The organism is Leptothoe spongobia TAU-MAC 1115 (genome assembly GCF_018739885.1).
Classification (GTDB): domain Bacteria; phylum Cyanobacteriota; class Cyanobacteriia; order Phormidesmidales; family Phormidesmidaceae; genus Leptothoe; species Leptothoe spongobia.
Window position 1 is genome coordinate 15,095 of the sequence record NZ_JADOES010000020.1, and the last position, 21,000, is coordinate 36,094.

The window sequence follows — 21,000 nt, forward strand, 5'->3', positions numbered from 1 at the left end:
ATCCAAGAGAAGGTTAATCATGGTGCAAGCCTCCATTCAACCAACTATTTCCCCCTCATCGATCCTGTCAGAAAATGAGCTACACCTGATAGATGCCTACTGGCGAGCGTGCAACTATCTGGCTGTCGGCATGATCTATTTGCGCGATAATCCCCTGCTCAAAGAACCCCTCAAAGCTGAGCATATAAAGTACCGTTTACTGGGGCACTGGGGAGCTTCACCGGCCCTGAGCTTTAGCTATATCCACTGCAATCGTCTGATCAAAAAGTACGATCTAGACATGATTTTTGTAGCCGGTCCTGGCCATGGTGCCCCCGGTGTTCTCGGTCCCGTTTACTTAGAGGGCACCTATACCGAAATCTATACTGATAAAAGCGAAGACGCTGAAGGCATGCAGCGATTTTTTAAGCAATTCTCTTTTCCTGGATTTATCGGTAGCCACGTTACCCCAGAAACACCGGGGTCAATCCATGAAGGCGGTGAACTGGGCTATAGCGTTTCCCATGCCTATGGGGCCGTGTTAGATAATCCAGACCTGATTGTCACCTGCGTTGTCGGTGATGGTGAGGCTGAAACAGGTCCCCTCGCTACGGCCTGGCATTCCAACAAGTTTATCAACCCGGCCCGTGATGGTGCAGTGTTACCAATTTTGAACCTCAACGGCTACAAGATTGCCAATCCCACGATCCTGGCGCGGATCTCCCCAGAAGAGCTGGACTATCTGTTCCGAGGCTATGGTTACACCCCCTACTTTGTGGAAGGTCGTGATCCCGCAGAGATGCATCAGAAAATGGCTGCGGTCATGGAAGAGTGTGTCCTAAAAATCCAAGAGATTCAACAAGAAGCACGAATATCGGGCAAGATTGAGCGACCTCGCTGGCCCATGATTGTCCTGCGTACCCCCAAGGGTTGGACCGGACCGAGCGAGGTCGATGGCAAAAAGGTAGAAGACTTCTGGCGCTCTCACCAGGTGCCCATGGGGGGCATGCACGACAACTCCGAACACTTGCGCAGACTAGAAGCATGGATGCGTAGCTACAGACCAGAAGAGGTATTTGATCAGACCGGTGCCCTAATCCCTGAACTCAAGGCTTTGGCCCCCACTGGAAATCGTCGTATGGGCTCTAATCCACACGCGAATGGTGGACTGCTACGTCAGGCCTTAAAGATGCCTGATTTTCGTGACTATGCCATCCAAATGGAACAGCATGGCACCGAAGAATTTGAAAACACTAAAGTGCTGGGCCTCTTAATGCGAGACATCATGCGGGATAACCCCAACAACTTTCGTTTAATGGGGCCGGATGAAACTGCATCCAACCGACTACAGGACGTCTACCAGGTAACCAAAAAGGTATGGATGGCCGATATCTATCCAGAGGATGAGGATGGGACTGAACTATCCCGCGACGGTCGAGTGATGGAGATGCTCAGTGAGCATACCCTGCAGGGGTGGCTAGAAGCTTACCTGCTCACCGGTCGCCATGGTCTTTTCCACACCTACGAGGCCTTTGCCCATGTGGTGGACTCTATGTTTAATCAGCATGCCAAGTGGTTAGATATCTGTCGTAATCATGTGCCCTGGCGACGATCGGTCTCATCTTTAAATATTTTACTGTCATCCTTAGTGTGGCGACAGGACCACAATGGTTTTAGCCATCAAGATCCCGGTTATGTGGACCTGGTGACCAACAAGAGTCCTGATGTGGTGCGGGTTTACTTCCCTCCAGATGCCAACTGTTTGCTGTCGGTGGCAGACCACTGCTTTCGTAGCGTTGACTACATCAACGTCATTATCTCCGACAAGCAGAAGCACCTGCAGTATCTCCCCATGAAAGAGGCCATTGCCCACTGTACCAAGGGGATTGGCATTTGGGACTGGGCCAGCAATGACGACTGTGGCACCGAGCCCGATCAACCCGATGTGGTGATGGCTTGCTGCGGCGATATCCCGACCATGGAGTCCCTGGCGGCAACGGCCATCCTACGGGAAGAGTTTCCTGAGCTCAAGGTACGCTTTGTGAATGTGGTGGATCTGTTCAGGCTAGTGTCTGAAGGAGAGCATCCCCATGGTCTATCGGATTGGGATTTTAACTCCCTATTTACATCCGATAAGCCCGTTCTCTTTAATTTCCATGGCTATCCCTGGCTCATACACAAGCTGGTCTATCGTCGCGCTAACCAAGATCGCATCCATGTTCGGGGTTATAAGGAAGAGGGGAATATCAATACACCCCTAGAGCTAGCGATCAACAATCAGGTGGACCGTTTTAACCTGGTAATTGATGTGATTAATCGAGTGCCTAAGCTGGGGTCAGCGGCGGCCCATGTCAAAGAGCGGATGAAGAACAAAATTATTGATTGTCTGGCCTATGCCCATGAACATGGGAGAGACCAGGATGAAATTGTTCATTGGCAGTGGCCCTATAGCACCGATTGCTAAGATGAAAATCCTGGTCCTCAATGCTGGTTCTAGTAGCCATAAACTGTGTTTATATGCGTTAGCAGATCCGCTGCCAGAAGTGGCCTTACCAGCGGCCCCTCAGCCTGTTTGGGAAGCCCAGATCGACTGGTATCCCCAACAGGCTGTTGTCGAGATCAACACCCAGGCAGGAGAGTCTTTAGCACAAAAACTAGACGTCACCTCTCGACGAGAAATTCTCTCCCAGGTACTCAGTACCCTATGGCAGGGGACCACCCAGGTGCTCAAACGTTTAGATGAGATTGACGGGGTTGGACATCGGGTGGTCCATGGTGGGCAAGCGTATCAAGCTAGCACTGTTGTCACCCCTGAGGTCAAGGCAGCAATTGCACGCTTAACACAGCTGGCTCCCAACCATAATCCTGTTAATCTTGAAGGGATTGAACTGTTGGAAGAACTGTTGGAGAATGTACCTCAAGTCGCCGTATTTGACACTGCTTTTCACAGTCAGATGCCTGATATCGCGGCGATTTATCCGGGTCCCTACGATTGGTTGGACCAGGGTATCCGTCGTTATGGATTTCACGGTATCAGTCATCAGTACTGTAGCCAGCGAGCGGCGCAAATTTTAGGTCGCGATGATCTACGCCTGATCATTTGTCATCTCGGTAATGGGGGGTCTCTTTGTGCTGTGCACCATGGTCGCAGTATTGACACCACCATGGGATTTACCCCGCTGGATGGTTTGATGATGGGCACTCGTTCCGGCTCTGTTGATCCCGGTATCTTGCTCTATCTGATGCGGCAGGGATACAGCGCTGACCAGTTGGATCAGCTACTCAATCGAGAATCAGGCCTGAAAGGCATTTCTGGTATCTCCCATGACTTACGTCAGATCGAACAGGCTATCGTCGCTGGGGACTCACGGGCTAAATTAGCCCAAGACATCTACCTCCATCGCTTTAAGGCCTGTTTTGGAGCCATGCTGATGAGCTTGGGGGGGGCGGATGGGGTTGTGTTTACAGCAGGTATTGGTGAACATGCCGCGTCGATTCGTGCTGCGGCCTGTGAGGCCATGGGCTTTTTAGGGCTAAAGCTAGATGCTAGTAAGAACGACCATAATCCTGTTGATCAAGATATTGCCACTGATGACTCTACGATGCGGGTGTTGGTGATTCATACTCAAGAAGACTGGGCCATTGCCCGAGACTGCTGGCACCATCTAAAGCTGTGTTCAAGTTAAGTTTGGCTAATCAACCTTGAGATTACAAACAATTTAGTTTGGGGTCATTACAATGGCAAACGTGGTCAGCCGACGAAATGGAGCCCCCATGACACAGACCCTGCTGGATCAATTGCGTGAAATGACCGTCGTCGTTGCCGATACGGGTGACATCCAAGCGATTGAAAAATTTAAACCGCGTGACGCCACAACCAACCCATCCTTGATCACAGCGGCGGCGCAGATGCCTCAATACCAGGGCATCGTGGATGAAACGTTGCAAACGGCTAAAGCGGATGCGGGTCCTGATGCCAGCACTCAAGCAATCGTTAATTTAGCCTTTAAGCGCCTGGCCGTTGCCTTTGGTCGTAAAATTCTGGAAATTATTCCTGGGCGTGTGTCCACCGAAGTGGATGCCCGATTGTCTTACGATACTGAAGGCACCTTGGCCACTGCCCGCGATTTGATCGCCCAGTATGAAACGGCTGGTATTTCCCGCGAGAGAATTTTGATCAAGATTGCCTCTACCTGGGAGGGGATTAAAGCTGCCGAGATTCTAGAAAAAGAGGGTATTCACTGTAACCTGACGCTGCTGTTTGGTCTCCATCAGGCCATCGCCTGTGCTGAGGCAGGTATCACGCTGATCTCTCCTTTTGTGGGGCGGATTCTGGACTGGTATAAAAAAGATACGGGTAGAGAGTCTTATCCACCGGCAGAGGATCCGGGTGTCTTGTCGGTGACCGAAATCTTTAACTACTACAAAAAGTTTGGCTATACCACTGAAGTCATGGGGGCTAGCTTTCGTAACACGGATGAGCTTCAGGAGCTGGCAGGCTGCGATCTGCTGACTATTTCACCTAAGCTATTGTCTCAGTTGGATCAGGTGACCGCTGAGCTGCCCCGCAAGCTTTCTGCTGAAACGGCCCAGGGCCTAGACATTGAGAAAATTTCAGTCGACAAAGCCACCTTTGACAAAATGCATGCTGAAGACCGCATGGCATCTGAAAAACTAGCTGAAGGTATCCAGGGATTCACTAAAGCTTTGGAATCGTTAGAGTCGTTATTGGCTGACCGTCTTTCTCAGCTAGATGGAAATGAGGTGGTGAGCCACGCGGCTGAGGATATCTTTCGTGCCTATGATCTTGACGGCGATGGATTTATCACCCGTGAAGAGTGGATGGGGGCGGACGCTGTCTTTGATGCCCTCGACATTGATCACGATGGCAAAATCACCCCCGAGGAAATGGGGGCGGGCCTGGGGGCGGCGTTTAGATGGGCAAAGATTTAAGTCATTGATGACTCCAACAACCGCCAGACCCTCAAGACTTCTGCCACCGTCCATGCCTGGGCGAAACAGCCCCGTGGTGCCATCGGGGCATCGCCATCAAAAATTTCGCTCAGGCTACCGATACAGCCGCTGTGGAGATGCTGTACCAGCGGTCTGAGTAATGACCTTGCCTGAGTTGCATCTCGATAAACTCGATAGTGAGCCTCCACGTAGGGACCCAGCAGCCAGCCCCAGGTGGTGCCCTGGTGATAAGCACCGTCCCGCTGCAGTGGATCGCCGCCATAGGTACCGATGTATTGAGGATGGGATGGCGCTAGCGATCGCAACCCATGGGAGGTCAACAATTCTCGCCCACACACCTCAACCACAGCCCGCTGTTGTGCCATCGTTAACAGAGAACCAATCGCCTCCCCCCCAGCAAATGGGAGCGAAACTGCAAAAATCTGGTTAGGCCTCAGGGCCCCATCATCCCCCTCTGGACCATCCAAAACGTCATAGCAGTAGGCCCCCTGCCAAAACCGCTGAAATCCTGTCAGTGTATGCTGAGCCAAGGTTTTATAATCCTGGACCGGTTGTCCTAAAATCTCAGCAAACTGCTCCATACAGCGCAGCGCATTATACCAAAGGGCACTAATCTCAATCGGTTTACCAATCCGTGGCGTAACGACCCAATCGCCTACCTTGGCATCCATCCAGGTTAGCTGTACCCCAGCCTCACCGGCATAGATCAAACCATCACTGTCCAGGTGAATATTGTAACGGGTACCCCGCTGATGCCAATCGATCACCGCTGCCAGCTCAGGCCAAATCTCCCTTAACAGCTGTTCATCTCCAGTAGCTGCATAGTAGGCGCGAATCGCTTCAAAATACCAGAGAATCGCATCCACTGTGTTGTACTCAGGGGTTTCTCCAGCATCGGGGAAGAGATTGGGTAACATGCCCTGGTCTAAATAGCGGGCAAAGGTGCGAATGAGGGTACGGGCAATGGGGGGACGCCCTGCCGCCAGGGTTAGCCCTGGCAAGCTGATCATGGTATCCCGACCCCAGTCACCAAACCAGGGATAGCCTGCGATCACCGTTTTGCCCTCAGGTTCATCCACCAGTGATCGATCCACAATAAACTGATCTGCCGCCAGGACTAACTGCTGAAATTGTTCACGAGTCAATCCTGGCCCCGGAAACTCACATTGTTCCTGGGAGACTTTTGACGAATGAAACGCCTGATCCAAAAGCTCTTGCTCATAGGCCACTCGCACGGCTAGAGCCGCTTCACCATCCAGGCATGGCTCAGGCATCGTGCTGGCTGCCAACAATACAGAGTCTCCCGGTGCCAGTTCTACCAGTAAACTCGCCACACATAGATGATCATCTCGATCGCTGAGACCTCGATATCGTTCTAGGGCTAGATCAAAGCCTTGATACCAATCATGGTGTAATTGGAACTCCCCTCGATTGCTCAACAGATAGTAGGGGACAGCCTGCTCAAACCCATGGACATATACACCGTGGGGTACTTGTCCCGTTGCCATCTGCCAACCTTGCCCTTGGGTATTGCTATGGTAGTCCCGGTAGTTGACTAGGGCCCGTAATGATAGCTCTACGGGTGCACTACTGCGCTGCAGGTGATAGCGAACGTACGTTATATTTTCCCTGGGCTGCATCCAGATACGCTTTTCCAGGAGAGCATTGCCCAGGGCAAAGGTCCAAACGGGGGTGGTTCCCTCCAGTCGGAAACTCTCAATCAATCGATATCCTTCAGGATCGACACTGCCATCTGTCCAGCGATTGGTGGCAAGGTCATAGCGTTTCCCCGCGTATACGCTCTCATCAAATTTGGTAACCAACAAGGTCCGCCCCAACGGGGGCTGTAGTGCTGCCACTAGCAAACCGTGGTATCGCCGAGAAAGCACCCCGGCAACAGTTCCCGATGCATAGCCACCAATACCGTTGGTGACTAACCATTCTCGGGTTTCAGCGGTAGCCAAATCCCCACAGAGCTCCCGTCCAAATGTCAGCATTAGCTTGAAAATATTGATATATAAGGGCCTTGAAGTGAAAAATCAAGACTAAGTAGGTTATCCAAATTAGGCTTTAGATGCTGAGGCCCCCTTCCGTCCCCCAATCCTGGGGGAGACCGGACTCAAAGCCCCCAGAATTGGGGGTTTGGGGGCATATTCGAGGAGGTCAAACTCCTGATCCTCCATCATATAAATGATTAGGCCAACCTACTTAGGACTAAAATCAGACTTAACTCTAAGTATCGTGTTGATAGCTCCCACTTGCTTCATTACCCAGCATAAGCTTTGCTGCCATGAGCAGCACTAACTAAACTTGATGAATTACGCAGGTGTTTATGGGTAGTTGGGTGTATGTGAAGCTAAGACATGAAAGCCGTTGAGGTGCTGCGATTGTATGAGAATGATGTAGTAGCTTATTTAGGCATGGAGATTCCATCTCATAGTGAACCAATCCAGGCTAAATAGTGCTCCCTCGCTCTTAAGTCATGTTTATTCAAAAATACGGAGGACATTGTGACGTCTACGAAACGGAAATCTGTTGTACGGTTGAAATCTGTTGTACGGTTGCTGATGTTCACAATGTTGATATTAAGCATCCTGATCAAGACTGCTCAAGCAGTCTTTCCAGAACCCCGTGTTGACAACCCGTTTGTCGGGACAACGTCCTATCTGAACCCTGACTATGTGGGACAAGTGAAGAAACAAGCTACCCAAACTGCCGGGAGCTTAGGCGAGGAGATGGCCCAAGTCACTACCTATCCGACTGCCGTCTGGATGGATCGGATTGGCGCGATTACCGGAACATCTGCCGATGGAACCAAAATTGCGATGAGCTTACGAGAGCATTTGGATACTGCATTAGCGCAAAAACTCCCTGGCAAACCAATCACCTTTTTGATGGTGGTCTACAACCTGCCGAACCGGGATTGTCATGCGCTAGCCTCAAATGGCGAAATTCCTCATGGCGGAATTGAGCGCTATAAAACCGAATACATTGGTCCGATGGCAGAGATTTTCAGCGATCCAAAATATGCTGATATCCGTATTGTCGCTGTGATCGAACCGGATTCATTGCCTAACCTTGTCACCAACCTTTCAACTCCTGCCTGTGCTAAGGCAAAATCGAGTGGTGAATATGTTGAAGGTGTACAGTATGCCTTAAATAAACTGCATCAAATCTCCAACGTCTATACCTATGTTGATCTCGGTCATTCCGGATGGTTAGGCTGGGATAGCTCGTTTGGTCCAACGGTGACACTGATCGCTGATACGATTAAGGGCACACAAGCTGGCGTGAACACAGTAGATGGTTTTGTTTCAAATACCTCCGGCAGCACCCCGGTAGTTGAGCCGTTTGTTAAAGAATTTACGGGTAGCCCGATCCGATCCGCTGATTTCTACGATTGGAACCCCTATGTTGATGAAGTCAGCTATATGAGCGCGATGTACGATGCTTTTGTCGCTGAAGGGCTGCCATCGAGGATTGGTATGTTAGTGGATACCAGCCGTAATGGATGGGGCGGACCAAATCGTCCGACCGTTGCCAGTACCTCTACAGAGGTGAATACCTTTGTAGATGAGTCTCGCATTGACCGACGACCTCATCGCGGTGGCTGGTGTAACCAGATCGGAATGGGTATCGGTGAACGCCCGGTCGTAGAGCCGTATGAGCATTTTGATGCCTTTGTGTGGATTAAACCTCCGGGGGAATCTGATGGTGTCAGCGAAGCCGACATTGTTGATCCTGATGATCCGGCCAAAGGATTTGACGGGATGTGTGATCCGAACGCGACCAATAGAGACAACCCGCAATACTCGACCAATGCCATGGCTGGTGCCCCTCATGCCGGACGGTGGTTCGCGGAACAGTTTAGAGTGCTGGTCGAAAATGCCTATCCTCCACTTTCACCAGGGCAGCTATGATAGATCCATTTTCTTTACATCAACAACTAATGGCTGCCAGGGAGTCAGCAACGTTATGCAGCCTACCCCAAGCCTAACAATTCTCTGCCAATCTCTTGAACAGCTCCTGTAGGGTGCTGTTAGGCGAAGCCGTAACGCACCATATGTTTGAAGAGGTTGCTGAACGAGGCCAGACATAAATTCAGGTAATCTTTTTCGACAGTATGTTTCTCCAGCCCTAACAATACTGGTCCCTGAATCATGGTTGTGGTTGTGGTGGCGAGTATTAACGCATGCGTCGAACTAAGGCCCCCAACCACATTAAGCCCAATAGGCCGATAGATATACTCGGTTCAGGAATTGTAGTTACGGGTGGGGTAACAGGCTCAGGCAGAACATCAGGTTCTGGTGGCAGTGCAGGTGCGGGAGGTGTAGGGGCAGGTGGTGCCACTGGCGGTGGTGCCACTGGCGGTGGTGCCACTGGCGGTGGCAGTGATACTACTGTAGGTACAGGCGGCGGCGGTGCCGCTGGTGCTATGGGAGCTGGGGCTACAACCCCTACACCACCGGGAGCAAAATTAGGACGCTGCCTTAAGAAAAATAAATCATTTGGATCATTATCTGAGATGACATAGCGAAAGCTAACCGTTTCATTTGGATTAACTACCCCTCTAGAGAAATTAACAAAATCTCGAACATCAGTGACTTCGTCAACAACTGCAAAAGCGTTTGAAGTAAAGGGTCTAAAAAAGTTAATTCCCTGGGCAAATGAAAGACCGTCCTCCTCAGGGCTAGGCACTCCAAACTGTTCCTGTAGCTCGTGATCAAAGAAAATCCAGGGCGTGTTGGTTCGATTGGTGAGGATTGATTCAAACCTAAAGCCAATAAATCCTGAATTACGTAATCCCTGGATCGAAAGGAACAAGTCTACATTGGGTCCGGTAACATCTTGAAAGACTCTGAAGGCATCGCTAGTGGCCTCACCCCCTGTAATAGTAAAGTCACCGGAAACTTCACTAAACACAAAATTTTCTAAAACTAGAGTGGCAGCTTTGGCTGGAGTGGCCAACAGACCTAGCGCCAGTGATAAAGCGACAGGCAACCCCCTTTGCCAACAAGCGGTCTGAGGGAACACAGTAAAGGACATAAAAAAGAAAATCCTGCTTCCCACTCAGTCTAGCGAAACAAAATTAATTCATGTCTTTTTTTTTCAAACCCCTTAAAGTTCCCTGAATAATTGGGACTCTTGCTAGATGCAGACATAAACCACGTCCAAGTTGAAACCTGTAGCTTCTTCTACGGAAAAACTCCAGTTCTGGACGTGGACAAGGTTTAAATTCTCTCCGTTGATGATTTTAATCATGAATCTGTCTGTCGTCGTCGCCATTGATCGGGTTGGCTATACCAGCGCCTCAATGCCAATTTATCTCAGATTCCTTAGGGAACTTAATGCTTCTTCTAACTGCGTAGTCAATCGCTCAATGGTATTGTCCGTACTCAAGATGGGTCGTCCATGTCTAATCAAACTTGATACGTTGTCTACCGTAGACTCAGTCAACAGCTTAGCTGGCTGATGCACCAGGGTCTGTTGCGCTTTTTGGGTCCACAGCCGTCCTGCCTGCAGTGAGGATCGTATCCCCCTGGCATATTTGGGATAATCCGGCAGGGGCGACAGTATCCAGGGGTGGTAGGAGACATTGATGGATGCACACCAGTCTTGCCATTTGAAACTGAGAATCCTGGGGCTGGTTACCACAGGAATCCAGGCCGTCCTCAGGGCATCAGCCACAATGGCCCCATGCATCGCTTCGGCGAGCAACACCTCCGTCTCACCAATGGCCTGTAAAATTTGTTCGATGGGCCAACGGGGATCGATATAGCCCATACCTACCTCCTCACACAATGTCTTCCAGGCCCCATCGGCAAAATTGGCATGGTGAATATGGGGCATAAAGGCATAGGTGTTGGTTTTATGCCCCGACGGGGTAAAACAACGACGTACCAGGATGCCGCCATCGGTGATGGCCTGCTGGCGGGGGAGTTTTAAGCGGCTGGCCGATAGTGGCCCCCGCACACAGACAATGTGCCAGTGGGCAGGAATATGGGATAGAAATTGCTCATAGCCCACACCACTGCTAAAAATAATCAGACGCTTAGCATCCGTTGTGCGTTCTGGTAGACGGTGGTTTAGCAGGGTGCCCGTACCGATAAACTGAGTAGTCCCATCATTGTCAAAGTAGTCCGGTAGCAGTTGGGGCCATAGCCAGGTATTGAGTTCATCGCCAAAGTTGGGCTGACCGTCTTGACGTCGGTAGTAAAAAATCTTCATTGATATCACGATAACTGGCATAAACCATTATCAATTTTCGGGTATCAATTTAAGCCGGGAAATTCTGACCAGGTAAGGAGTTAGTGGTTAGTCGTCGGTAGTTAGTCCCTGGCTGGCGTTTAACAATCAACGACTAACTACTATCTTCCATAAACTTTCCCGCGTTAAATTGGGGCACCAATTTTCTATGTTTGTCTTTTTAGTGAGTGGGCACTTTAACCATATATCAAATAAAAAATTAGAATTTTCACCTTGATTCTGTTGTCAAGTAATGGTCAATAACAAGTTTAATTGATTGTTTGTTCTGACGCTTTTATGCGATTTGTCGGCCTAATGTCAATCTCTATGGGCTATTCTAAGCGCTAAAACAAAACAATGCTGTAACCACAGATTATAGATGCGGCTTTATGACTAATCAAGCAATAGGAAGATTAAGAAAATAAAAAGATTAAGGATAAATCATCTATCCGTCAATATCTAGGCCTCTACTTTCATGGTTTGACAGTAATCATGCTGACTGCAAAGGATGGCGTAGTCAGTAATATTAAAAGACAAATGGTCGGTTGAACTCACGATCTCACCAAGCCCATTGATCAGCAAAAATAACGATGGATGCACTCAATAAATAGCTACCCACTGCAGGCATGACTTGAGTATTTGATTTGTTTTCTATCTAGCGAGAGAGGCTGGCACTATAGCAAACGTGTTTTATCGTTTTTCCACATTTCCTAGATTCCCAGAGGAGAGTTTTGATGCTTCAATTTAAAGCTGAACAATTAGGCGAGGCCATCTTAGATTTACAGCACAGTAATTTTTGTGGGGTTGCGCATATAGAAACCCTAGCGAATACATTTCATTCAAAACAGCCCAGGATTTTAGTCTTTCTGAATGGAGAACTCACCTACTGTGGTCAGAACAGCTGGGGGTATTCGTTGATGCCCTGGTGGACCAACAAGACATCGTTCTCAATCCCCATAGTAAGCTGCTTAAGCATGTTCGTAACATTGCTGGAGCCACTATCCTGGGAACGGGAGAAGTTTGTATGGTACTGAGCCCCCAGGATTTACTTAAGTCTCTTCGAGGCAAGAGAAATGATCGGGTAGTACCTACATTGGAAAATGTCTTTGTCCAGCCTAAAGTCTTGTTAGTTGAGGACTCCATTCCCATTCGAACTCAGGTGCGACGGATTTTGGAGGGAGCGGGCTATCAAGTTACGACAGCTGTAGATGGACTGGATGGGTTGGAAAAACTACAGGAGGAGGATGCATTTGATGCGGTGGTATCTAATGTAGAAATGCCCAATCTCGATGGTCTGGAGTTAACTGCACGTATTCGTCAGGAGACAAAATACGAAAAACTGCCCATTATTTTAGTTACTACATTGGCCCAAGATGAAGATAAGCAGCGTGGTACTGACGCTGGAGCCAATGCCTACATCACCAAAGGTGATTTCGATCAAAGTCTACTTATCAATACTCTAAGGAACTTAATCTAGTCATGGCTAACCCAATCAAAGTTGTTCTTGTCGAAGACTCTGCCATTGCCCTACAAATTTTGCATCGGTTAATCGATTCATCTCCAGAGGTGGACGTTGTTGGGACTGCCCAAGATGGTGCTGATGGTTTGAAGGTGATTGCCCAAACTATGCCGGATGTTATTTGTACTGACCTGAAAATGCCTAGAATGGATGGTTTGGAATTCACTCAAAAAGTAATGTCTGAATTTCCCCGCCCTATTCTAGTGGTGAGTAATACGGTGCATCCTGCTGATGTGGATAATATCTTTAACCTGATGCAGGCGGGTGCGTTAGACTTTTTCCCAAAACCAACATCGGGTTCTGCCATGGATTACGAAAAGCTCAAAAATTCATTAATTACTAAGATTAAAGTTTTGGCGAGTAAGAAGGTTTAGACTCTAAGTCCAACTAATCTTATCTGTCGTTGTCTCCAGACATTTACTTTTACATTCCAACCTCATTCTGGCCTGACCAGTTACCAGCTTCAAGTGCTGATAACTGGTCAGGCTTTGGTCTGGGTATCTATGCCTGGACGGTACAGACCTATCTGAAACTGCACGAGGCCGGGGTGGTTTGTCGGCTGACGGATCAATTACCTGATCAGGGCATTGTCCTATTTCATGCTAATGCGACGCGGGGGTGTGATATGACCCCTGGACCAAAACGTTTGCTGATTTGCATGAAAGCAGAATCGCCTCTATGCCCTCAGGCTCAACTCCATGTGGTCCAAAATCCTTGTGAGGCGTCGTCAGTTTTGGGTTGTTACTTTATGCCCCACTGGCCCCAGCCTGGATTGAAACCTCGCCTGAGCGAACGACAAGATCGATTTAAGACGATTGCTTTTCTAGGGCATCAGAACAGTTTAGCTGCCGAGCTAATGACCCCAGACTGGGAAAATCAGTTAAAGCGGCGAGGGTTAAACTGGCAGCCGGTGATTAATACCAATGGGTGGAATGATCAGCAGTCTATTGACACTCGTTGGAATGATTATCAGCAGATTGATGCCATTGTCGCTGTCCGAGAATTTCATCGGCGACGTCCGCGCTATCGGAGTAAACCTGCTACTAAACTTTATAATGCTTGGTTAGCCGGAGTCCCTGCAATCCTGGGTCGAGAGCGGGCCTATCGAGCGGCAGGGACCACCGGTATTGACTACCTGGAAGCTAACTCCATGGCAGAGCTGTTGTCCTGTCTTGACCAGCTACACCAGGATAAAAAGCTCCGACAGTCGTTGGTAAAACGGGGCTATCGGCAAGGGCTAAAGTATACGCCAGAGGTGATCACCCAACGATGGCGGCAGTTTCTAGATCATGTTGCTATACCTGCCTATTCTGCCTGGTGTGAATATGCTCTCTGGCAACAGACTGCGCAACAGTGGCAGGGTCAGGTTTTGAATTATTGCGATCGCGCCAGACAACGGCTGGGAATCTAATGAGAATGCTTAAATTATTATATCTGTTTTAGAGGCTATTCATAAAAGCCTTTAACTGGTTAGTTAGCACCACATTACTTAGCTATTTAGGATGGCGAGTGATCAACGAGTGATAGTTGTTGCTTTAAAGCTTTTGGAACATTCACTGCGTTTTCAATACCTTTAATTCCTTCCCAGTTTGTTTTTTTATCCCAAATAATTTTGAGTAGGTTGGCACTAGTGAGATTAGCCCCACTAAGATTAGCCCCACTAAGATTAGCATCACGGAGGTAGGCACCATGAAGAGACGTGCCACTGAGATCGGCATCACGAAGGGAAGCATCACGCAGGTCAGTACCATTGAAGTTAGCAAAATTGAGGGTGGCGCTGCTGAGATTAGCGCCACGAAAATAGGTACGACGAGCATAGGTACGAGTGAGATCAGCATTACTCAAATTAGCGCTACTGAGGTTAGCACCATTGAGATAAGTGCCAATTAGGGTAGCATCAATTAAGGAGGCATGACTAAGATCAACCCCAGTGAGATTGGTTCCACGAAGATCAGCCCCACGGAGGTTGACATCATGGAGATCAGCATTATGGAAGTCAGTATAACGAAGGTCAGCAGAACATAAGAACCTGCCTACGATGTTCTGAAACTTGCAGTCTGGACTACTTTGACTATAACTAATGATCCGAAGGAGGCATTTTTTATCAAAGATTTGGTAATCATCAACCAAGATTTTATCTAGAAAAGCCCTATAGCCCGCTTGTTCCTCACTAACTAATATTTTATTTAAGGGTGATTCTCTTTCATTCCTTTGCTGCCTGCAAGGATAAAAATGGAGATCTTCAGAATTGTCTTGAGATTGACCATAGCGGTGTAATTCTAGAAGTAAAATCAGAATATTTAGCCCTGTATAGATGTCTACTTGACGCTGACCAATCGAAATCCCTTGGCTTTCAATTTGTTCACCTTTTTGTTGAGGAAGCGTTGTTTTCTTAAGAATGTTAATAAACTCTCCACTGCACCAGCGAGTATAGAAAAATTCTAATCGTTTAAATAACACTTTTGCATTAAAGTTTTCACTGACTTCCCAAAGTGCTCTTATGTATTCCAAAATTTCGGGAGAAAGTCTACCAAAGCCAAACAGATCATATATCTCCCAATCTAATTGACTCTGTTTTGTGTCGAATCTATACCCTCTAGGGCTGGGTTTTGTCCATTCCTCTAAACTCTGTTGAATTCTCTCTGCACACAAATACTCACTGAAACTTTTATGAATAAACTCGACAGATCCCCCTTGCTTACTGGCAGATTGCACATAAAAAGTTGCTAAGGCATTTCGTAGTGCATCAACTCCCAGTCGTTTTCTAGCTTGTTTAATTAATTCAATGGCATCGTCATCGTCTTCTAAACGTTCTTCTAACATCCTTATAGGCGCAGCCTCTCCACCAAACTGAGTAGCGCAAAATGCAGCTTCGATAAGGACGTGTCTTAATCCCTCTGTACTCAGCTCTGTTAAATCTCTAGTAAGTCTGGTAGAGCGTTGTTTAGTTAGTACCCAGTCCAATGACCGCTGATAAATCAAAATTTTAGCGATAGAACTGTTCAGGCCATTTCCAGAAATATCTTTCCCAGGTATTTTAGTATTTATCCACGCGCTATCCGAAACTGATTGAAAATTTCTATTCTTATGGAGAAATCTTCTCACATCCTTAAACATATCAATAGCAAATTGTTTATCTCGATGCATTGCACCTAACAGATAGAGTAGTAAGGGTTCCTGGGCCAATTTTCGCACTTGTTCTGGGCACTGTTCATCCTGTAAAAAACTCCAAAATGTTTGAGCCTCCGATATCCCAACTTGATTAGCCCAGTTCCTAAACCAATGTTCTTGAAGAGTACTGTTCATTGGAATAATTTCAACCCGATCTAAGTTAGGTGGCATATATCGCTCTATACTTTGCAAAGTTAGAGGACGGCCAGTAATTAATACTCGGTGTCCTCTCTCTGTATTCTGTTGGCAACGCTCTTGAAAACCACCAACTTGTTTTAGGAATTGTTCTAAACCCTCACTGGTTCTCCCTTCCATCAACAGCTCATCAAAGCCATCCAGTAGGAATAAAAAACGAGTATTGCAATCCGTTAGCCAGCCATTATCACTGGCAGAAAAATCTCTTCCCACAAGAGTTTTAAGTGTTTTCTCAAAGTCTTTTTCAAGGGTTCTAATGTCACGAAGGCGGATCAAGATAGGGATCCAAATGGGATATAGATTTTGACGCACCCAATCAGCAAACATACGACAGAAAACGCTTTTTCCCCTGCCGGGACCACCTTGGACAAACATTACCTGATCTTGTCGATCTGATCTTTGCAGCTGTGTTCTAGCCCAGTGTTCTAGATCGAATGATTTAGCATCATGATCAACTTGCCCATCAGTCTTCACTGGTTTTACCTGAAGCGAGACATAGATATCTTTGAACGCAAAATTTTCGTTGAAGACCTTATCTAAAGGCATTGGAGCGATCTGCTCACTCAGGTATTTATCAATACTTTGATACTTTTTGATATCCCATCGCCACCCTTCCAAATATAGAGTTGATAACCGTTGAACATTATCCTTGGCAGCAGCCAAAGCCTCAACCATGTAACGATGAGTGTTATGGGAAATCCGTTGAGTTAGTATGTGAGCCTGCTCTTCATCCAATCCTGCTTGATGCAATCGAGCTTTTAAAACTGGATTAAAAGCTTTTGCTAGTTTAGATTCATGGAAGCAGAGTAAGCTTTCCTTTGCTTCTCTCTCACTCAGTTCTACTATTTGACCATCGACTTCAAGTGTTTCACCAAGGTTTCGAATTCGCTTGGTCAAGCTTGGATCAGCGGGTGTATCCTGGATATGTTCTAAAAGTGGTTTATTTTCAGGCCATTGCAGAACTTTTATAAAGCTCTCTAAATAGGCGGCTTGGCTGATAATAGCCACACATTCCTCTAGTGAAGCTTCTTTCTGAGTTTTCTGTAGGTAGAATTGCAGTAAGTCTGCGCCAATGGATATAAAAGGTATCCCAGCCCCTAAAACTTGTGCAATTGGTGAGTTAAGGACATCTAGTAGAGAAGAGATTCTACTGACAATAGGCTTGAGTTCGGAGATATTCCTATGTTCGTGAAGTTCCTGTGCTAATTCCAGCACAGCTTTGCTTCCCTCTATACCACCTTTTGCGGCATCAACAGAAAACATATCGATCGAGAACTTCCAGAAATCTTGCCAGATTTTCTTGATCATAAGAAATTCTTCCTTAAAAATGCATATTTCAGGTAAAAAGCACGACTCGTTTTTGCTTCCAAGAATAATTCCCCTAATACATTAAATTTGATGCTTTATCTTGCTTGCTCTCACCTCTATAGTTAAATCTTGATGGATTAACTACCTGTTGAATCTTGACTGTCTGGTAGAGTAGGGCAAGTTCTTTCGTAAGGAATATAGCTACTCATATATTTTTGCCATTCTTCATGAGTTAAATTGCGCTGTACTCTCTCACAAACGGCATCAGCTAGATCTTGAGTACAAGCTATCCATAATCTAATAGTAGCGTCATAGCTGCCTGAGGCCAGGGTCTTCCCGTCGGGGCTAAAGGCTATTGATGTGACACTCTGCTCATGACCCTTTAGGAGAATAGGACGGGGGTTATGTCCACTCAGATCCCAAATACGGATAGTCCAATCATAACCACCTGAAGCTAGCATTTTCCCATCAGGACTGAATGCTATTTCACTTACCCAATAGCTATGGCCTTTAAGAACTTTACAAGGGATTGTGTTAGTTGAACCAAGCTGGCTCAGATCCCATAGTCTTATAGTTTTGTCATCACTGCCTGATGCCAGCAGCTTGCCATCAGGACTAAAAGCAACTGATAAGATTCTACCTTCATGCCCCTGAAGAACGGTAAGTGGGAAGTCAGTTTGTTCTGGGTGCCATAGTCTTACAGTTTTGTCATCACTACCCGAAGCTAATAGTTTGCCATCTGGGCTAAAGGCAATTGATGTAATACTGCGATCATGGTGTCCTAAGATCTTACAGGAGGTATCTGGCTGACGTAAGTCCCATAACCGGATACTACGATCCCAACTACCTGAGGCCAGTATTTGGCTATCGGGACTAAAGACTACTGAACTAACTCCTGAGTCAAAGCCTTCAAAGACTCTAGCATCTGAATTAATTTGCTCAAGCTCCCATAGTCTTACAGTCTTGTCGCTACTGGCAGAAGCTAATAGTTGGCTATTAGGGCTAAATGCAACTGCATTAACTTCACTCTGATGACCTATCAAAGTCTTGGGTTCAGCATGGAGATCATCTGTGTTCCATAACCGAACAGTATGGTCCCAGCTGCCTGAGGCCAGCAGCTGTTTTGACCGATTAAAAGCAACTGAACTAATTTGGAGCTGATGGCCTTTCAGGACTCTTGGAGTCAGGGGAGCCTGTTGTAACTTCTGAAGTCGTATTGTACTATCCCAACTGCCTGAAACCAACAGTTGAGCATCTCGACTAAATGCCACCGAACTAATAACAAAGTATTGTCCCCTGAGGATTTTGGGTTTATCACTTAGCCGACACAGATCCCATAAGCGTACAGTCTGATCATCCCCACTTGACGCCAAAATTGAGTTGTTGGGCATAAAGGCCACTGATCTGATATATCCCTTATGGCCTTTTAGCTTTACAGGAGCTTTATCGAGTTGGCTAAAATCCCATAACTGGACAGTGCCATCCCATCCTCCTGCAGCTAATAATTGACCGTCAGGACTAAACGCTAATGTATACACGCCATCTTGACTACTGAGGACGTTAAGGGGGATGCTGAGATTAGTTAAGCTCCATAACTGTATGGTCTTATCAGAACTGCCTGAAGCTAATAGTTTACCATCAGGACTAAATGCTAATGAATGGACAACATCCGTGTGATTCTTAAGAATTGCGATAGGTGTATTCGGCTGATTTAGATTCCAAAGCCGTACCGTCGAATCCTCACTCCCTGTGGCTAACAATTTACTATTGGGACTAAATGCTACGGCATACACACTACCGTTGTGGTCTTTAAGAATATTACGCGGTTTGTCAAATTGTGTTAGGTTCCAAAGTTGTACCGTCGAATCCTCACTCCCCGTGGCTAACAATTTGCCATCATGGCTAAATGCTACAGCATAGACACTGCCTTGATGATTTTTAAGAGTTTTAGCGAGAAAACTGGGCTCCTCTAGATTCCATAGGCGCACAGTTTGATCCTCACTGCCCGAAGCTAATAACCTACTATCAGGGGTCAAGGCAACACAATGGACAGCAGCACTATGTCCACGCAAGATATTACTAAAATCAGGAAGACTCAGAATTTCTCGAAGTGCTTCATCGACTTGGTCAAGAACTTGACACTGATCTCGTTGGTTAAAGAGGAATGCCTGACGTGCTAATAGAGCACTTAATTCATCGTTCCTACGTCTATTTTGCCGTAGTGATTGTGCTGGCAGGCCTTGTTTGATTACGGAAATTCGGTTAAAGCGTTCCTTGTCGAATTTTTCTTGCCTCTGTTGAAGATCTTCTTTAAATTCTTTCTCCTTTAAATGCTGCGTCCGCCAGGTTAAAACTGGCTGAGCCAGGACATCGTGAAAAATCTCATACAGCTCTACATCGCGCTGCTCCGGTGATGGTCCAATAGGACGGATGATACGTCTATTTCCTCGGCTGAGTTTATCGAGTAAGTCTGTTAGATCTTTTTCATCACAATTTGTAGTTCCAACTAAATCAAGAACAGGGTAAGCGATGGTAGATCCAGCAGGGGTTACAAGATACTGAAAGATATCAGCAGCAATATCTTGCTCTTTACTTGATAACAGGCTCATTTGCTCATTAAAATGAGCCTTAACAATAATCTCCGCCCCACCTAAATCATCTAGCATGCTTAGCTGAAGATTGTGCGACTCATCAGCTTCCATTTTCTCCCACAAACGTGTCATCACTAGTTGTAGATAGGGAGCCTCATAGTTTGGCGGTGAAGGTTCAGGTTCAGATTCAGACATAAGCTCTAGGCCCCGTCCCCTCTCACCCAAGCTAACTCGACCTATCTTTACCTGGTTCAAAACCTCCTCAGCTAATTCCTTGTCGACATTGACTAGTACTTTAGACTGTCTCTGTTGACGATTAAATTCTTCAATTGGCTTTAAAACAGCATCTTGGGCTGATTCATAATCAAGAGGGTCAACCTTTAAGAGATTGCCAAATAGACCAGGGATACGTCCTTTGAAGAAAGCCAGTTTGGCCAAAGCATCATCTCGAATTGATATCAGGAAATGAACGGGGAGATCACGACACTTAACCGCGCGGGGAAACTCAGTGGCAAAGGTTCCTTTTCCAGTTTTTTGAGCATGATATAGGAAATAATCTTCAAACTGATCTAGAACAATAAAAATCTCACCATTTTCGTCTTCTTCGCCGAGGTAATTTGTCCATGCCTTCAAGTTCTGATCTAGTCTGGAAGATATTGGAACGACTGGTTCAATATTTTTTTTGCCGACAATTTGTCGGATCACAGATTCAACCTGTTTTTGTATGCCGATTATGGGATCGTCGCGCCAGCTCCACTGACCTTCCAACGGAGGAAACACCACAATCGTAAATTCTGGTATGCCGTTTGATGAATTCTGTTGTTCTTCTTGCTGTATCTGATGAGCGACGCCTGCTCTTAGCACAGAGCTTTTACCTACACCACTTTCACCATAGACTATGGTTAACCGAGAGGTCATCAAATTATCAGCGATAACCTCTGTCAGTGTTTCTCGACCAAAGAAAATAGGTGAATCTTCTTGATCGTAGGGCAAAAGCCCTTTGTATGGCATAAGCAT

Annotated in this window: 11 protein-coding genes and 1 pseudogene; 7 read left to right on the forward strand and 5 right to left on the reverse strand. The window is 46.9% G+C overall.

What is annotated here, in order from left to right:
- The first annotated feature begins 19 nt into the window (after positions 1-19).
- The 3 genes from IXB50_RS11580 to IXB50_RS11590 all read left to right on the forward strand — a co-directional run bounded on the left by IXB50_RS11580 (position 20) and on the right by IXB50_RS11590 (position 4,932).
- Complete coding sequence (locus IXB50_RS11580; protein ID WP_215609125.1) at positions 20-2,443, forward strand: phosphoketolase family protein; 2,424 nt, start codon at positions 20-22, stop codon at positions 2,441-2,443.
- A gap of 1 nt (position 2,444) precedes the next feature.
- Positions 2,445-3,665 carry an acetate kinase gene (locus tag IXB50_RS11585; RefSeq protein WP_215609172.1) on the forward strand — a complete coding sequence of 407 codons (1,221 nt, stop codon included), beginning with the start codon at positions 2,445-2,447 and terminating at the stop codon, positions 3,663-3,665.
- 88 nt (positions 3,666-3,753) lie between these two features.
- Entirely contained in the window at positions 3,754-4,932 is a 1,179-nt protein-coding gene (locus tag IXB50_RS11590; protein WP_215609126.1) for a transaldolase, read from the forward strand.
- Here the strand turns inward: IXB50_RS11590 and IXB50_RS11595 are convergent.
- Positions 4,929-6,950 (reverse strand): amylo-alpha-1,6-glucosidase, encoded by a 2,022-nt coding sequence (locus tag IXB50_RS11595; RefSeq protein ID WP_215609127.1) that lies wholly within the window; start codon positions 6,948-6,950, stop codon positions 4,929-4,931. The genes IXB50_RS11590 and IXB50_RS11595 overlap by 4 nt on opposite strands.
- Positions 6,951-7,529: 579 nt before the next feature.
- Here IXB50_RS11595 and IXB50_RS11600 point away from each other — a divergent pair.
- Positions 7,530-8,873, forward strand: coding sequence for a glycoside hydrolase family 6 protein (locus tag IXB50_RS11600; RefSeq protein WP_246564432.1), 1,344 nt, complete (start codon positions 7,530-7,532; stop codon positions 8,871-8,873).
- Between the two features lie 265 nt (positions 8,874-9,138).
- Here IXB50_RS11600 and IXB50_RS11605 read toward each other — a convergent pair whose 3' ends face one another.
- Both IXB50_RS11605 and IXB50_RS11610 read right to left on the reverse strand, forming a co-directional pair.
- Positions 9,139-9,999: a hypothetical protein gene (locus IXB50_RS11605; protein ID WP_215609128.1), complete on the reverse strand. Its 861-nt coding sequence runs from the start codon at positions 9,997-9,999 to the stop codon at positions 9,139-9,141.
- A 276-nt stretch (positions 10,000-10,275) separates the two neighbouring features.
- Positions 10,276-11,181, reverse strand: a complete 906-nt coding sequence (locus IXB50_RS11610; protein ID WP_215609129.1) for a glycosyltransferase family protein — start codon at positions 11,179-11,181, stop codon at positions 10,276-10,278.
- 913 nt (positions 11,182-12,094) lie between these two features.
- Here IXB50_RS11610 and IXB50_RS11615 point away from each other — a divergent pair.
- The 3 genes and pseudogenes from IXB50_RS11615 to IXB50_RS11625 all read left to right on the forward strand — a co-directional run.
- A pseudogene (locus IXB50_RS11615) lies at positions 12,095-12,676 on the forward strand (response regulator); the annotation flags it as partial.
- A 2-nt stretch (positions 12,677-12,678) separates the two neighbouring features.
- Positions 12,679-13,092 carry a response regulator gene (locus IXB50_RS11620; protein ID WP_215609131.1) on the forward strand — a complete coding sequence of 138 codons (414 nt, stop codon included), beginning with the start codon at positions 12,679-12,681 and terminating at the stop codon, positions 13,090-13,092.
- 29 nt (positions 13,093-13,121) lie between these two features.
- Complete coding sequence (locus tag IXB50_RS11625; RefSeq protein ID WP_215609132.1) at positions 13,122-14,129, forward strand: glycosyltransferase; 1,008 nt, start codon at positions 13,122-13,124, stop codon at positions 14,127-14,129.
- Positions 14,130-14,215: 86 nt separating this feature from the next.
- Here the strand turns inward: IXB50_RS11625 and IXB50_RS11630 are convergent, their stop codons facing one another.
- Together IXB50_RS11630 and IXB50_RS11635 are read right to left on the reverse strand one after the other, a co-directional pair.
- Positions 14,216-17,392, reverse strand: a complete 3,177-nt coding sequence (locus IXB50_RS11630) for a pentapeptide repeat-containing protein (protein ID WP_215609133.1) — start codon at positions 17,390-17,392, stop codon at positions 14,216-14,218.
- A 137-nt stretch (positions 17,393-17,529) separates the two neighbouring features.
- Positions 17,530-21,000 (reverse strand): WD40 repeat domain-containing protein, encoded by a 3,471-nt coding sequence (locus tag IXB50_RS11635; RefSeq protein WP_215609134.1) that lies wholly within the window; start codon positions 20,998-21,000, stop codon positions 17,530-17,532.